At 34.3% G+C, this 16,192-nt stretch carries 14 protein-coding genes and 2 pseudogenes; 10 read left to right on the top strand and 6 right to left on the bottom strand.

What is annotated here, in order from left to right; genetic code table 11:
• The 3 genes from JJD95_RS16520 to JJD95_RS16510 form a co-directional block, all read left to right on the top strand.
• Positions 1–1,091, top strand: a 1,091-nt coding sequence (locus JJD95_RS16520; protein WP_291644116.1) for a YfcC family protein, incomplete at its 5' end; no start/stop codon positions are given.
• Between the two features lie 152 nt (positions 1,092–1,243).
• Complete coding sequence (locus JJD95_RS16515) at positions 1,244–1,429, top strand: hypothetical protein (RefSeq protein WP_291644115.1); 186 nt, start codon at positions 1,244–1,246, stop codon at positions 1,427–1,429.
• Positions 1,430–1,478: 49 nt separating this feature from the next.
• Positions 1,479–1,658: a hypothetical protein gene (locus JJD95_RS16510; RefSeq protein WP_291644114.1), complete on the top strand. Its 180-nt coding sequence runs from the start codon at positions 1,479–1,481 to the stop codon at positions 1,656–1,658.
• A 303-nt stretch (positions 1,659–1,961) separates the two neighbouring features.
• Here the strand turns inward: JJD95_RS16510 and JJD95_RS16505 are convergent, their stop codons facing one another.
• Both JJD95_RS16505 and JJD95_RS20150 read right to left on the bottom strand, forming a co-directional pair.
• Positions 1,962–2,885 (bottom strand): carbon-nitrogen hydrolase family protein, encoded by a 924-nt coding sequence (locus JJD95_RS16505; protein ID WP_291644113.1) that lies wholly within the window; start codon positions 2,883–2,885, stop codon positions 1,962–1,964.
• A 141-nt stretch (positions 2,886–3,026) separates the two neighbouring features.
• Positions 3,027–3,194: pseudogene (locus tag JJD95_RS20150) on the bottom strand (helix-turn-helix domain-containing protein); the annotation flags it as partial.
• Between the two features lie 518 nt (positions 3,195–3,712).
• On the opposite strand from JJD95_RS20150, the gene JJD95_RS16500 reads away from it, so the two are divergent.
• The gene (locus JJD95_RS16500; RefSeq protein ID WP_291644112.1) at positions 3,713–3,865 is read left to right on the top strand and encodes a hypothetical protein; all 153 of its coding nucleotides are present in this window, start codon (positions 3,713–3,715) and stop codon (positions 3,863–3,865) included.
• A gap of 669 nt (positions 3,866–4,534) precedes the next feature.
• Here JJD95_RS16500 and JJD95_RS16495 read toward each other — a convergent pair.
• The gene (locus tag JJD95_RS16495; RefSeq protein WP_291644117.1) at positions 4,535–4,993 is read right to left on the bottom strand and encodes a dimethylsulfonioproprionate lyase family protein; all 459 of its coding nucleotides are present in this window, start codon (positions 4,991–4,993) and stop codon (positions 4,535–4,537) included.
• A 386-nt stretch (positions 4,994–5,379) separates the two neighbouring features.
• Here JJD95_RS16495 and JJD95_RS16490 point away from each other — a divergent pair, with 386 nt between their 5' ends.
• The 3 genes from JJD95_RS16490 (at position 5,380) to JJD95_RS16480 (ending at position 8,124) form a co-directional block, all read left to right on the top strand.
• Complete coding sequence (locus JJD95_RS16490; protein ID WP_291644111.1) at positions 5,380–5,622, top strand: hypothetical protein; 243 nt, start codon at positions 5,380–5,382, stop codon at positions 5,620–5,622.
• Positions 5,577–6,194 (top strand): hypothetical protein, encoded by a 618-nt coding sequence (locus tag JJD95_RS16485; protein ID WP_291644110.1) that lies wholly within the window; start codon positions 5,577–5,579, stop codon positions 6,192–6,194. Before JJD95_RS16490 ends, JJD95_RS16485 begins: the two co-directional genes overlap by 46 nt.
• A gap of 814 nt (positions 6,195–7,008) precedes the next feature.
• On the top strand, positions 7,009–8,124 hold the full coding sequence (locus JJD95_RS16480) for a GGDEF domain-containing protein (RefSeq protein ID WP_291644109.1): 1,116 nt from the start codon (positions 7,009–7,011) through the stop codon (positions 8,122–8,124).
• 1,096 nt (positions 8,125–9,220) lie between these two features.
• On the opposite strand, the gene JJD95_RS16475 is transcribed toward JJD95_RS16480, so the two are convergent.
• A complete protein-coding gene (locus JJD95_RS16475) occupies positions 9,221–10,615 on the bottom strand; it encodes a sorbosone dehydrogenase family protein (RefSeq protein ID WP_291644108.1) in 1,395 nt (464 codons plus the stop codon).
• 147 nt (positions 10,616–10,762) lie between these two features.
• Here JJD95_RS16475 and JJD95_RS16470 point away from each other — a divergent pair, with 147 nt between their 5' ends.
• Complete coding sequence (locus JJD95_RS16470; protein WP_291644107.1) at positions 10,763–11,263, top strand: hypothetical protein; 501 nt, start codon at positions 10,763–10,765, stop codon at positions 11,261–11,263.
• 187 nt (positions 11,264–11,450) lie between these two features.
• Here JJD95_RS16470 and JJD95_RS16465 read toward each other — a convergent pair.
• A pseudogene (locus JJD95_RS16465) lies at positions 11,451–11,639 on the bottom strand (L,D-transpeptidase); the annotation flags it as partial.
• Between the two features lie 471 nt (positions 11,640–12,110).
• Positions 12,111–14,036, bottom strand: coding sequence for an FAD-dependent oxidoreductase (locus JJD95_RS16460; RefSeq protein ID WP_291644106.1), 1,926 nt, complete (start codon positions 14,034–14,036; stop codon positions 12,111–12,113).
• A gap of 255 nt (positions 14,037–14,291) precedes the next feature.
• Between JJD95_RS16460 and JJD95_RS16455 the strand changes: the two genes are divergently transcribed.
• The gene (locus JJD95_RS16455; RefSeq protein WP_291644105.1) at positions 14,292–15,893 is read left to right on the top strand and encodes a helix-turn-helix domain-containing protein; all 1,602 of its coding nucleotides are present in this window, start codon (positions 14,292–14,294) and stop codon (positions 15,891–15,893) included.
• Positions 15,894–16,012: 119 nt separating this feature from the next.
• Positions 16,013–16,192, top strand: a 180-nt coding sequence (locus tag JJD95_RS16450) for a hypothetical protein (protein ID WP_291644104.1), incomplete at its 3' end; no start/stop codon positions are given.

Genomic DNA, 16,192 nt, shown 5'->3' with positions numbered 1-16,192 from the left:
GTTTAGTAGCAGGAATGCTAAAAGTATTAAAAGGAAAATCCCGTGTTATTATTATACCTATATTTATTGCTGTAATTGGAGCAGCTTCTTCCACTATAGGAATATTTGAAGAAACCTTTCCATTTATACCTATTTTCGTAGGGATTGCTATAGCAATGGGTTATGATGCCATTGTTGGGCTTGCCATTGTTGCACTTGGTGCAGGGCTTGGTTATTGTGGTGCAGTTATGAATCCATTTACTGTTGGTATGGCTCAGGGTATTGCTGGTGTACAACAGCTTTCTGGGGCGGGTTTTCGAATTTTTAGCCATATAATAATGATTGTTGTAGCATCAGGGTTCACAATAAGATATGCACTAAAAGTTCAGGCTGATCCTACAACAAGCCTTGTTTATGGTGATGATTTTAGCCACATTTCAATGAGTCAAGATGATATAGAAAATCATCCATATGGCATACGTGAAAAAATGGTTTTATTAACATTAGTTGCTGGTATTGCGGTTATTGTGTATGGAACTAAGTATCAAGGCTGGTATTTTGAAGAACTTGCGGCAGTATTTCTATCCATGGGTATTGTAAGTTCAATCATCATGGGTTGGAGTCCTAATAATATTGCTGAAAAAATGGCAGTGAGTGTTTCTAACATCGCAATTGCATGTCTTATGATAGGATTGGCACGTGGAATTCTAGTAGTGTTAACTAGCGGTAATATTATTGATACAGTAGTTTATTATATGTCAATTCCTTTAACTACTCTACCTGATTGGTTGTCAGGTGAAGCTATGCTCGTTGTTCAAACTATGTTGAACTTTATTATTCCATCAGGCTCTGGTCAGGCGGTTACCAGTATGCCAATTATGGCTCCTTTAAGTGATTTAGTTGGAATATCAAGACAAACCGCAATTCTTGCGTTTCAATTTGGAGATGGATTATCTAATATTCTTTGGCCTACAGCACTTACTCCAATTATTTGCGGAATTGCAGGAGTGAAAATTGAAAAGTGGTGGAAATGGTTTATACCTGTTTATGGGGCACTTTTTTTAACTCAAGCTTTGTTAATTGCATTAGCTGTGACAATTGGGTATAACTAAAGAATTTTATTAAGGAAATTGTATAGTAAAATGTTAATTTTGTTAAGATACGTAATGATGCAATAGACTCTAACATTGGACAGAATTTAGATGCAATTGCAGATAAGCAAATAGATAACAAAGAAGAACTACATAAACAGCTACAACAAGAAATGAAGTGGACGCGGGAAAGACGAATAATGATTAATGTCAAAGAAACAAAGCTATTACAAATGAGAGCGATAGCAGAACAAGGTAAACAGCTTAATAGTATTACTCCACTACAACTAAGAAATTTGAATTATAGGCTGGACAAGTTAGCAGCACAGGTTGGTGCTAGCAAGTGGGCCTCGCCATAGGCTCGCTCACAAAGAACCCTGGGTGGAAATTTTTTCTACCCAGGGTTTCTTGGCGAACACTTGGGTACGCCTTGCTAAGAGATTGGGAATTCGAGAATGCATGGGTAAATATAGTAAAAGTGGAACATTCAAATTAGTTGAAAAATATGATGAGGGAATTCTGTATATGATGGTAACTTATTCATTTTTGTATTTTAGATTCTTAAGGAGGATTGGAATGTTTGCATAGCAAGTTTTGATTTGTCGCTTAAAAGTGAAAAAGGTATGGAAATTTCAGCAAAATAAATGGTGGTAACGAATTGTTCATACCAGCGTTTTTTTTATGAGCGGGGTGAATTTGTTGATTACCCTTTTGATATTTGCAATGGAGGTTGTGCCTTTTATTAGGAGGCGGATCCGGCCCCGTTACAAGATTGAAAACGTAGTGGATAAGTTCTGTTTGCTAAGAAATTAGTAGACTACTTATGTTAGGTATTTTTCGACAAGTGACAGTCACCCTTGTGAGAGCGAAGGGCTCACTTGCTTATACCATTTAGTTTTCATGAATAATAAGTTCTAGAACATCTGGGCGTGAATAATGCCCTGTTGCATCAAATTCCATACGACTAAGTGGGACCTGCTCCATATCGATATCTACATAAATAATTTCTTCTTTGTCCCATATAGGTTCTGTGACGTAATGTCCAAATGGATCGACAATGCAGCTACCACCAGTAAGAACATCGTCTGGCAATTTTGCTATTTCATCCGGACAATGGAAGATATCAGGATACATATCTTTTGTTACATATTGATTAACATTAATTACATAACAACGTCCTTCTATCGCTATGTGGCGTATTGTGGTTTGCCATTCTTCATTGTTGTTTGTGTTAGGTGCAATATAAAGTGTAACTCCTTTCATATAAAGAGCTACACGTGCAAGCGGCATATAGTTTTCCCAGCAGATCAAACTGCCCATATTCCCCCAGGGAGTATCGATAATTGGAAAGGCACCTTCATTACCGTCACCCCAGATGAAGCGCTCTGCACCGGTTGGTTTCAATTTACGATGCTTGCCGACAAGTTTTCCCTCAGGTGAGAAAAACAGATTAGTGCAATAAAGGGTACAATTATTGATATCTCTCTCTGTGATACCAATACTAACATAAGCATGTACCTCACCGGCTGCTTTGGCGATGCGGTCTGTATCATCACTTGGTACAATAACAGAATTGTCGTAATAAACTTTCCAGTCTTTTCTACCTTCTTCGCTGCGACCGCCTACAGTAAATCCAAAGGTCATTCCATATGGATAGCATGGAACAAAAGCTTCAGGAAAGACAATCAGATTAGCACCTTGCTTTCCGGCTTCAAGAATTTCCCGAACAACCTTATCAATAGTTGCATCCTTATTAAACAGAACAGGTGCTGCCTGTATAAGCGCAACTTTACAATTCTTTTCTAATTGTTTCATAATTTGCCTCCTCTTTTTAAGAATTATAGCATATAAATCAAAATATTAGATTGAAATTTTATCATAAATAACATCCTTTCGCTTATATTTATATATAATCACATAAAAATTATATATAAATTTTTCATTGAGTTTCCTAATCTACTTCAAATAAAAGCTTAATAGTAGGTGTGTGCAGGTATCTGTGTCATCAAGGTCAATACCAGTAAGCTGCATTATACGGTTTAGGCGGTAAAGTAGGGTATTTCTATGAATGATTAAAGCCTTGCTTGTTTTTGTACTATTGAATATTGATGTTATGTAGGTTTTTAGGGTGTTAAAGTAATCAGAACCACTAGATCATTATAAATTGAAATTAGATGAGGTTCCGAGTTCGATTTACCGAGAATAAGTGCATGCTTTGCCTGGTAAAGGTAAGTTGACAGGTTCAAAAGGTTATCGAACCTGTTACTTATACCTGCGAGAAGATGCATTTTTAATAGTATAGGTTCAAGAGTGTGTCTTTGAGTTTGGACAAAGGATTCCATTGTAGGTTTTGTGTCTACCATTGTAATAAGATCTTCATTTGTACATTTACCATCAGGAAATAGAATACCCATATAGCCTTTAATTTGTTCATCAACACGGACACTTTACATTGAAACAGCAGATAGTGTAACCATCATTGAAATGCTTGATGATGTGCTTTTAACTGCGAACCATAGCAAAAACAATGACCAATCCCTTAGAAACTACTTTTAACTAGGGATGTTAATGTAATTGCACCAGCTAAGGTTACAAAAATAGAGGAAGATGGGGTAGTAACTAAAATTGCATGTAATACTGTTGTGATTGCAGCGGGCTATAAGTCCAACAATGCACTTGCAAACGTGTTGGAAGACAAGGTGAAAGATCTAAGTGGTATAGGAGATGCAACTGAGCCAAGAAAGATAATGACTACGATTCATGAAGGGTATCACGCAATTAGACTTATGAACTAAAGAATCAAATACTTGATTAATAATCGAGTAGGAGCTAAATAATTTATTTATTTAGCGACCTCTCACACCACTTATTCCGACTTTATAATTATCCTGACTTTTCATATTCCTTACGTGGATTGGTCAACCACCAATGGTTTTTAGTGGGTTTCTTAAAAAAAGTCGGAATAATAAATTTGGCACTTTGAATTGTTCATTACGTCCATAATAATAAAGATGGCATTTTGCCAAATATTTTATGGAGGTTATGACAATGAATGAAATCAGGATTCAAAAACTAACTAATTGTGAACTGAATCAACTATGCGAAATAAATCTGTGTGGTGGCACGATCGATTCCTATAAGTGCCGTGCATTTAACCTATCTTTAATTTTTATCAAAAAATAGGTGAGGATTATTATAGTTCGAATTTAACAGAAGAACTTAAAAAACTGTATCAGGAACAATATACTTCAGGAGATATTTCGCGCAATACATTAGCAACAAAAACTGTTTCAGATTTTGACAAGGGTCTGACCCCTTACACAGATTGGAAGTGAAACGGACAAGCTTTGTTGCTAAGTATGATACCCTTAAATTAAAACCATAAAAAAACGAAAAAAAGATATTACCATAAGTTCATGATAATATCTTTTCAAAGGTGAACTGCATTCAGCACATTCTTTTTACTAAGCCTCTTTTTCATCATGTACCCACTCAGCCCATTGTTCTAATTCACCTGTCCATGCCCACAAGGCCAATAATGGCTCATCTAAAGTTTTCATTGCATGAGCTTGATTCTCAGTATGAATAAAATACTCACCAGGATTTCTAGTCTGCCACAGCTCCGACCCTCTCTTCCATTGGGCTGTTCCTGAGAGAACTACCCACATCTCTGATGCTGGATGACAGTGCTCTGGATAAAGGCGATTTGGACCCAGTAAAAATAGCCCCACTAATATGTCATCGCTGTGGAACAGAAAGGGGTTACTCTGTGTATCACGCTTTTTACCAACAAGATTGGCACAATAGTTATCAGATTTCACAGCCTCTAAAGCATCTTCATAAACATCATTAGGATACCAATGTATTATGGAACCGGCCTCAGTTAGTGCTTCATTAAAGGCGCTGGAGGATTTTCGACTCACATCAAGCTTACCGATACTGCTAAAAAGACTGTGGAAAGCAGCGATTATTTCTGGTTTAGCGGTGAGAATAGCAGAAATATTGCGCAGTGCCTCCGTCAACTCTGTTAAACACTCATTACCCTCGGTGGCAGTTGCAGAAATTTCTTCCTATTTATAGGATATACAATTACTCATATTTTAGCAATATTTCTTTCGTATAAACCCACTATTATCAGACAAAATATTGAGTTGTCTTAGGTTGACAGCTATGGGGTAGGCTTTTTAGCTCATCCATTTAATCGTAAATTAGTATTTGATGACATGAATGTTATTCTATATAGAGGAAATTGGTAATTAATGTAGAAATATAGTTTATGTAAGCTTAAATAATTATATAAGAGATTTTCATGACTAAGATCAAAGGCTTTTTTGGTGAGAAAACCGTTGCTTTTATCTTATCTGGTCTTGATAAGACAAAGTATAAAATAATCAACAATATAATGTTGCAAGTAGGTAATAGAACAACACTGATTGAGATTCTAAATGACTTTGAAGATATAGATTACAGTTTATTCAATTCTTTTATTATAGGAGTGGTTATAATATGCATAAGAAAAAATGCCCTGCTTGTGGGGCAACTGACACGATAATGATTTTATATGGTATGCCAACGCATGAGGCCTTTGAAGCATCAAACCGTGAAGAATTAGTATTAGGTGGGTGTTGTCTTTCAGATACTAACCCAGCTAGGCACTGTAAAGTTTGTAAACAGAATTTTGGTGGTAGGTATTTGTTTCATTTGTTAGAAATGACTTCGTTTGAGTTTTCAGTGGGCGGGTATTTTGACACATCTCATTCTATATTTATTAATGGAAAACGAAAGAACAAAGTGATAAGGTATGCAAAAACTCCAAGTGGAATGTGTGTTGATTTGAAACATCCTAGGAGCGAAATAAACAGACATCCAGAGGTATTATTTAAAGAAACACCTCTGACATCAGAGCAGTGGCTTGATTTTATAGAAGAACTAACTTCTTTGGAAGTAGCTTGTTGGAAAGATAAATATTATGATAACAATATATGTGATGGAACACAGTGGGAGCTTGTGATTAGATTCCCTCATCGCAATAAAATCAGTAAGTGTGGTAGCAATGAATATCCACCATACTGGAATAAATTTATTAAGATTATGAAGAAATACATAGGTGAAAATATAGGTTGATGGAGGGGATTTAATTGGAAAAAGATCTTAATAGTACAGGAATAGCCCATGAGAATAGTAATATAACCTATTTTAGTAACAAAAAACTGTTCCAGTTTTTTACAAGGGTCTGACCTTTTACACAGATTGGAAGTGAAACGGACAAGCCGTGCTGCTAGTAAAATTTGCTATATCTTTTCTTTTTAAAGCTCTTCTACGGCTTTCATACATATGATTTGATATTTATACAATAAAAAGAACTGATTAAATATTACATCAGTTCTTTTAAGGGGTTATATTAAATTTATATTTAATTAAAGGGGGACTCTAATTAAAAAAATCAATTACTTTCTATGCACTTATAATAACAATTTTATATGTCATTATAGTGACAAAATTAAAAAATATTTGTAAATTAGTATTGGGAATTAATGTACAAATATAGTTTATTTAAGATTAAATATTTATATAAGAGAGAATGAAGTGATATTTGATCAAAAGATACTTTTTCTAGTCGTGGTTACTTTAGCAGTGCATGATTCTAATTAATTCCCTTTTTTTATGTGGCTGACACGACCCCGTTACAGAAATTGGTAACGCAGTGGACAAGTTCTGTTTGCTAATATCGACACCATTCGGGTTACCCCTAGGGGTCTTTGCGAGGCATTGGCTGAGCTTGCTTTCATGCCAACAAACAATACTCAAAATAGTAACGTAACCCAGAGTGAGGCAACTTACATAGGGAATAGTAACACTATGTAAAAGGTGTAATCCTTAGAAATAAAACTTATAAAAAAGAGTTCGATGAAATGTTGCATATCAGGAGGGGTTTGTGATGGTAGTTTTTAATATTATAATCGTTATAGAAATGCTAGTTGTTAATTTGTACACTTCATATATATGTTCGGAAAAGAAACAATCACCATTCGTTACGTTGGCTTGTTTATGTGTTTTTACAATTATTTTTGTTGCACTAATATTTCTTGTGGCTGCTAAATCTTCTTATTTTGGAAAGTTAGACGGCAATGGCCTTTTTATGATCGTAGGTTTTATATATATCATTCCACTGAAGTATTTATATGACCAGTCCGTGAAATATACAATTATAATTATGAGTTCATCGTGGATATATACAATGCTTGCATTTTCATTATCTAATAGAGGGGGTTATTTATTATCGGAAAATAGGTTATCTTTATCAGCTTTTCTTTTTCAGACTATATTTTATGCAATAACCATTCCTTTCTTTTTGAAATTTGTAAGAAAAAAGTTTATTTATGTTCTTAGTAATATAGAAAATTCAACGATGAACTCCCTCTTAGTGCTGAGTTTATTATGGTTCTTTTTAGTTTACTTACTGAATTATACTTTTGTAGAAGGTAGTTCCTATCTATTAGAATCTATTATAATTCTTGTCATAACGGTCAATGCAATATTGTCCTATAAACTATTTTACTCGTTGGTATTGGTTAATAAAACTGCGAACACATTAAGTGAAAGAACAAAGCATGATATGCTTACCAAATTGAAAAACCGAGAAGGACTATATGAGGATGCCCTCAAAAAAATAGAAAACAATACTCCCTTCACAATTATCTTTGTGGATTTAGATAATTTTAAGACTGTCAATGATTGTTTTGGACATGCTAGGGGGGATGCTTATCTTATTGAGTTTGTAAACACCGTAAAAGGAGTGTTTGAAATAAGTGACGGTTTTTATCGAATGTCGGGCGATGAATTTATTCTTCTATATGAGGGGGATAAGGTTGAGTCCTTTTGCTGTGAAATGGAGAAATTAGAATTCCGCAATAATCCATCAGGTGTGGCATTTGGAGGATTAAGTATGGGGTGTTCTTACTTTCCGACAGATGGCAACATTTTAAGTGATTTGTTCCATTTGGCAGATTTAAAAATGTATCAGCAAAAGAAAGAAAAGCGCATGAAAACATAAACTTTTTTTTAGTAGATCTGAGAAGCAGAGCTTTGAATTTAGGGGTTTTCGCTAATTTTTGGGTGGAAATGAGGTTCTAGATATATTTAAAACTGTAAAAAAGTCAAGCAAGCTAAAAAGGTTATTAAAAAGAGGTGAAAATTATATTTCAATAGTAGCTTTTATAAGAAAGGTGGAATTAAATCATCATCTGCGATGCTGCAATATTAACGACTTCTTGCGGAGATTTACCTCCTTGTAGACCTCTGGGGCAGATAACAATTATCAATTGTTATCCCCCCACTTGTTAGCAAAACAAATTGTATTTACAAATTGTTCACGTGGTTTTCTCATTTCTGTGTAGATATATAGCCTATGCTGCTATGTATCCTTATTCTGTTATAAAAAAACCAACTATTTTAATTGAATTAATAATATTATTATCCAGTTGTTTTTTTTGTAAAATCCTCTTTAAAACACAAGCAAGAAAAAAGAATAATAGAAAATAATTATATTAATTTGCAGAAGCTAGAGGATGCAGATATTGCTAATGTTGAGTAGCAATAGATAGTGCTCACTTCACTACCAATATCTTTAAGGTGCCTGTCGCCTTTCAAAAGTGGCAATTGGTTTTCAGTTTTTGTGGCTTTCATTTTAGAGAGTACTAAAAAATTAAATATATGTAACTGTAAAAGCTTATTTTATAGAGAAATCTAGGGGGTGGGCTTTCTCTATAGGACAGGAATAATGAATTAGTATTTATTTATAAAAATGTTACTCTGTATAGAGTGAATTGGAAATTAATGTAGAAATATAGTTTGTGTAAGAATAATTATATAAGGGAGAATGAAAGAAGTGGGAGTGGATGAAAAGATACTTTTTCTAGTCGCTGTTACTCTAGTGGTGCATGGTTATAGTCAATTTCCTTTTTTTATGTTGCTGACACGACCCCGTTACAGAAATTGGTAACGCAGTGGACAATTTCTGTGTTGCTAATCATTACTTTTGAAAAATGTGACTAAAGGTTAAGCATTTATAAACACCTATCTATTCCTATATGGGTGTTTATAAATGCAATATAAATAAACAATCTTTGGAAATTGTCTTAGTGTTATTATTAACTTTTAGTGATTTTCCATATTACGCCTGTACTAGGTATAAATCGACCTGGATCTCCTGGAACATGCAACCCAAAATCTACCACATACATTGATCCACTTTTATCAAATATTACATCTGTAGGTAATTCAAAACCTCCTCCTCCGGTATAAGTTGCTGCATATCCTGACTTATTAATTGCAAAAATATATATCTTTCCAGTATTCATATCAATCCTAGATACCCTATGCCCAACTTTTGGCAAAGGTTTGCCTCCGGTAGTCATAGGGGCTAGTGATCCAAATTCAGCTATATATACATCTCCGTACCCATCAAAATTTTTATTGTAATTAAAATCAAAACCCATGGTTGCTGAATGGTTTGGAAAATTTGAAAATGGTTTTGGAGGCATCATTGGATGATGTGCTAGTAGAAATGTAGGCTGGGGCATTCCCTCAGGCTTAAAAATAGGCAGTGTAACTGGCATCCCTCCTGAATAATCAGGCCAACCATACCAAGCACCATACATAATCAATTGAAATTCATCGGGGCATTTGTCTATTGGTCTACTACCTCTCACATCTGCTCCATGATTAGCACAAAATAGTCTATTATACCTATCAAATTTCATTCTAAATGGATTTCTAAGACCCCAGGCAACTAATTCAAGATTTGAACCATCAGGATTTGCCCTAAGTATACTGCCACTAGCACATTTTATGCCTTTTACCGATTCCAACGCCATATTAGGGATACCAAAAGGAGAATACGCCCCAGTGTAGGCAGGCATCTTATCAAGTGGGACATGAATATTCTTAGTTTTAAAGTTTTGACCATTCAAAACAATTGGCGCACCAGGATAGTCATGAAAATAAGGAAATTTCTGATTCCAACCTTCATTATCAAGACCTACAACGCCTGAGTTGGTTGCTGTACCTTGTCCGAAATACATTTTTCCATCACAGCCAAATACAACTTGATTATTATGATGGTCACCAAAGCTTGGAAGTCCCGACACAATATCTTCCTTAGTTCCATCTGGTTTTATTATAGTAATAAAACCTCTATGAGATACATAAATGTTTCCATTGTGATAATTAATTCCTGTTAGTGGCGGATTAAATCCTTCTGCAACTATTTCAGTGCCACTATCAGTAAGACGTAGAACTTTACCATTTCCAGAGATAACTCCAGCATCAGCCACAAGCATTTCTCCATTTTCAGTAAAAATCATGTTAATTGGGGTATCTAAATCTTGTTTAAATACATCTATCTTATATCCAGGTGGTACTTTTATGTCTGAAGGATCAAGTTTTCTTTTATGTTTTTCAATAGATTCGATAGGGGGCACAGTTACATTTGCATCCCTAGGAGGTACGCTTCTATCATTTATTGGGCGTTTTTCATGTGACATTAATTAGCTCCTTTGAATTAATATATATAATATAGTATATTGTTTAAACTTAGTATTATATTCTTATTTGAACTAAATATATAGAGTAATAAGTGTTAGTTCAAAATCATATTATATTATGAATTAATTGATGAAAGGAATTTTAGTATGGAGAATAAAACTCTTGTGATAGGAGCATTATTTGCAGTTATAGCAGCTTTATTTCAAGTGATACCTGTTTTATTTTCAGAAATATTTATATTTGTTACAATATTTAGTGCAGTGCCTATCTTTATTGTTTCCAGAATAAATCCTAAAGCTGGTTTTTTGTCATATATTGTGGCAAGTATTCTTGTTATGCTTATTAGCACGCATGAAGGGCTGTTTTTTTTATGCACCAACGGAGTTATAGGGGTTTCTCTTGGGGTATGCAGATATTATACAAATAGAAAAACTATTATTTACATCATAAGCTCCATTGCTCTAACACTTACATTAAGTATCATGAATTATGGTATAGGTATACATGTACTTGGAACCAAAATTCCAGGGGGAATGATAATTCAGCTAGCTATATTATTCCTGCTTTCATTAATATGTAATATTTTTTATTATTGCTTTTCAGATTTTATATTCAGGACCCTTAAAAAGGCTAATGTTTTTTTATAGAGAAAGTGGTAATATGAGTAAAACGCCCAATCAAAAAACAATTTCAAGGTCAAGCTGGGATAACTAATTATGGCAAGCTAGTAGATATTAAAGTTTAGAAGAGAAATACTTTGGGACAAGAGCTTAAGACGATAAGTTCTTCGACCGAGACAGAGATTGTCCTAATTTTTTCATTTCACACATTTGCTGTTGCATCTTTTGATTTATATTTTAGCTTATAAATACCTGTTGGTGTTTCACAATCTTTGGTTGCCATACCAGTAACAACATCTCCGTCTGTAATAAGCTTACCATTCTTATAAAACCACAAATGCTGCGTTGTAAGATTAATTTCCACATAAGTATTTCCTAAATCATTAGCTTCATGATTTAAAGCAACAAAAACTGTTCCAGCTTTTGACAAGGGACTGACCACTTACACAGATTGGAAGTGAAACGGACAAGATGTGTTGCTAGCTTCCGTATTTCGACAAGTGACAGTCACCCTTGTGAGAGCGAAGGTCTCACTTGCTAATTTAAAGGAGAGTATACAAAAATTAGATGCACCAACATTAGAAATTATAATAGATAACATCTTAGAATATGAAAGTTTAGACCAGATAAAAAAATATATTCGTTAGTTAGCAACCAATAAACGAATTCACTACGTTCATACATTTAGCAAACTCATCGCAGGCAGAATATTTTCGTGCAAAATAAATCACTAAATACTAATGTAGTTAGTATTTAGTGATTTATTACATTACAATATTCATTTTCTATTAAGCCAAATTACTATGGTCACTGTATTTAGATACAAATATTTTGAAAAAACAATAACCATTGCTACAATCTCTATGTCGCTAATCTATACCTCTAACAGTTCATCATAAACTCCAGCTAAATCTTCCATTATACGTGACACATAGTCTGCATCTCCAACTACATGAATAGGTATACCTTTTGACCTAAGCTCTTCTATAAGTGAATTATCACTTCTCATACCTACTGCAACAACTACAGTATCAACATCTTCAATAGTGCAGTTGTTTTCATCTTTTTCATAAATAATTCTTCCATCTTCTATTAAAATCACTTTTGAATTTGTAAGCATATTTACTTCAAGTCTTTTAAGTTTTGCTAAAGTATGAGGTTTCGGAACTACTGCTAAATCAGCGCCTATCTCATCAAGCATTTCTAAAACAGTTATGTTTTTTCCATAATTAGTTAAAAACTCGGCCGTTTCACAGCCTATCATATTTCCTCCTATGATAACTACATTTTTACCTGCATGTTTTTTACCTTCAAGCAAATCTATAGCAGTTATAACAAAGGGCTTATTAATGCCTGGAATATTAGGTATGAATGGTTTTGCACCAGTAGCCATAACTACTTCATCTGCTCCAAAGTTTTTAATGAAATTTGTATCGACATCTATTTCAGTTCGAATATCAATACCTAATTTTTCAGCTTGATAGATTTGTGTAGTTATTAAACTGCCTAATTCATATTTATGTGGAGGTACTGCAGCTGAATTGATCTGGCCTCCTAATTTGTGTTTCTTTTCAACTAATGTAACCTTATGTCCTCGCTTAGCGCAGAGTATAGCACTTTCCAAACCAGTTGGACCTCCGCCAATAACTAATACTTTCTTTTTAACTTCAGCTGAAGTAATCTTCATTTCACTTTCTTTACCTACGAAAGGGTTAACAGTGCAACGCAGTGAACCAGAGAACACAGCATCTATGCACCGTACACAACCTATGCAGCGTCTTATGCTTTCTGTGTCTCCGCCTCCAGCTTTATTTGCCCACTCAGCATCTGCTATACCAGCCCGATTGATGCCTACCATGTCACATCTTCCCTCATCTATTAGTTGATCTGCAAGCCTAGGCTCTGTAATACGTCCACTAGCTAAAATTGGAACATTAACTGCATGCTTTATTTTTTCAGTGTTTTCCATATTCATAGCATAACCAAAATATGAAGGAGGAATTTCCCAATCAAGCTCGGCATAAGAACCCGACGATATATCAAGTCCATCTAATCCAGCTTCCACCAATGCCCTTGCAACAACACGAGTTTCCTCTAACGTACGTCCGCCATTTTCTTCATGAGCAGCCAATCTAGCAATAATAGGATAGTCACGTCCAACTTCACGTCTTACCATCTGTATAATTTCAAGTGGGAGTCTAAGTCTTCCCTCTAGGGTACCACCATATTTATCAGTACGCTTATTAGAACGCCCCGAAAGAAAGGCTGCTAGCATATAACCATGAGTACAGTGTAGCTCAACTCCATCAAACCCAGCCTTTTTACAGCGTATAATTCCGTCTACATAATCACGCTTAAGCTCTTCAATATCTACTAATGAGAGCTCATCCACCTCGTTGTCAAGATAACCATCCGGCACTGAAGATGGAGCCACAGGCTTAAGTCCTCCATTAAAGGATTCAATAGTTGAAGGTCCTAAGTGACCTACCTGCATGAAAATTTTGGCACCAGCTTTATTAACGCGGTCCACTACCGTTTTCCAGCCTGGAATAAAATCATCTGACCACAGACCCCCACCATTTAAAGACCATAATCCTCTTTTTTGTACAACTGATTGTTCTATAATAATAAGTCCTGTACCACCTGCTGCACGTGCCTCATAATAAGCCGTCATTTTCTCTGTTGGTTTGTGTACAAGGTGCTCACCAAAAGCAGTCCCCATAGGAGCAAGGAAAATTCTGTTTTTAATCTCCAAGCTCCCAATTTTAATAGGATTAAAAAGATTTGGATAATTTTTCATAATTCATCCTCCTAAATTTAAAAATCATATAGAGCTATTAAACTTCTTTGCTATATTTATATTTAATTAATGAAGCTTAACATCTTTAACTCTCTTACAATATTCGTTATAATTATGTCATAATCATTTGTGCAAAATATGGTTTTTTTAGGCATTCTATTGTGCTAAGTATATAAAATGCTAGTTATATTAACGCTTTAAGAGATATGTCTAAATTTTTATTAATAAATTTTTAACTAAGTTAAGGAGGTCACTATGGCTATAACATCTTATCAGTTATCTGAAAATGTTCAAATTCTTAATTCTTGTATTGTCACGGGTCAATTAGGCTTAAACAACCAAATAAATCAAATATGCATTGCCACAAACTCTGAAGAACTATTAAACACTAAATTTGATCATTGTCTTATCATATCTACTTTAGATTTATTTACTTTGACTACAATTTCAGATTACTTTGAAACATTGGCTAAAAACAGAAGGATTTCTTGCCTGATTTTAACAACCTGCAACATAAATATAAAAACTAACATAATTTATAAATTATGTAGCAGTTATAACATACCTCTATTTTGTTTGCCCCAAGACACCTCCCAAGCTCTAGTTATAAATAATGTCTTAGAATACTACACAAAGCATATACAAAAATTACAAAACACTATAAAGTATGACTATGCAAATCTTGTTAATTGCATAACATTAGATCAGGGAATTTCACAAATCATAAAACAAGCAGCTAAAATGCTTGGCAATCCACTAGTACTTACTGATGAAAGTTATAACCTTGTAGGTTATTCAAGTGCAAAAGAAGTGTATGACCCAGTGTGGCAAAAAATAATAAGTAGTGGCTACTGCTCTATAGACATAGTTAAAGTTTTAAGACACGAAGGATTTGAAAAGCAACTTAAAGAAGCTTCTCCATTATTTCTTACATCTGGAGATTTTTCAAGGTACATACGCCGTTTAGTTACTGAAATTAGAATAGACGATCAATTAAAAGGCTATATGGCATTGTTAGAATATGAGAGACCTATAACTTCTTTGGACCAAGATACATTAACATTTGTAGCATCTATTGTTGCATTAGAGGTTTCCAAGTTAGACACTATTGCAAAGGCAAGGGGAAGCCTAGTTCAAGAACTTTTAAAGGATTTAGCAGAAGGCAATATTGACAGTGAATCAATAGCTCATAGTAGGGTCATATCTCTAGAATGGATATTAGGTAAATACCTGCAGGTAGTTATTATATGTAATAAAGAAAATCATCACATTGATGCAGAATACTATTCACCTATAAAATCCATAATTTCAAAAAGTTTTCCACATTCTAAAGCAAGTTTTACATCAAACGCTATTGTGGTGCTTGCATCTGGTAATACGATTGATTTTATTAAAGATACACTCTTTCAAATAGAAAAGTTTTGTAAGCTGCACTCTCTTTGCTTAGGCATAGGGAGAACATATAATACCTTATTAGAAGTATCCGTAAGCTATAAAGAAGCAGAAAAAGCTCTGCTATTGGCTACAAGTTTAAACAGAGCAGGTTATATTCATTATTATGAAGATCTAGCTGTATACACTCTTCTTGAGAACGTAAAAAGTAATTACAAAATCCACCCTAGTCTCCTAAACCTTATAGAATATGATAAGAAAGAAAAAACAGATTATATTAAGACACTATCCATCTATCTGAGCTGTTACCAAAATGTTAGTCATACCGCAGTAAAACTATTTTTGCATCGAAATACTGTGCTTTATAGGATAAAGAAAATAGAAAAAATACTACAAAGGAAATTAGATAATCATAGTTTTTGTCTTGAGCTTGAGTTAGAAATGCTTATGATAAGTATGAAATAACACCTACTCTTTATTTTGATTTTTAGCAAATTCGCTCTGCTAAAACCCCGGGGGTCGTAAACAAATTGTGAACACAATTTGTTTACGACAATATATTTCGACAAGTGACAGTCACCCTTGTGAGAGCGAAGGTCTCACTTGCTAACCTAGTTCTTAGATCTAATAAGGTTGATCTGCACAAATCTTCACCACTAAAAAGGCATAGAGATAAGAATATCTCAGGTGTTATTTTACTTTCTCTTTTCATGAATTTTGTATTCAACGCTATTTTTTTAATGTTAACGCTTGTATATAACTCT

Source organism: Clostridium sp. (genome assembly GCF_016650035.1).
GTDB lineage: Bacteria > Bacillota > Clostridia > Clostridiales > Clostridiaceae > Clostridium_AD.
The sequence above is the reverse complement of the archived record's forward strand: the minus strand, read 5'-3'. Positions and strand labels throughout refer to the sequence as shown.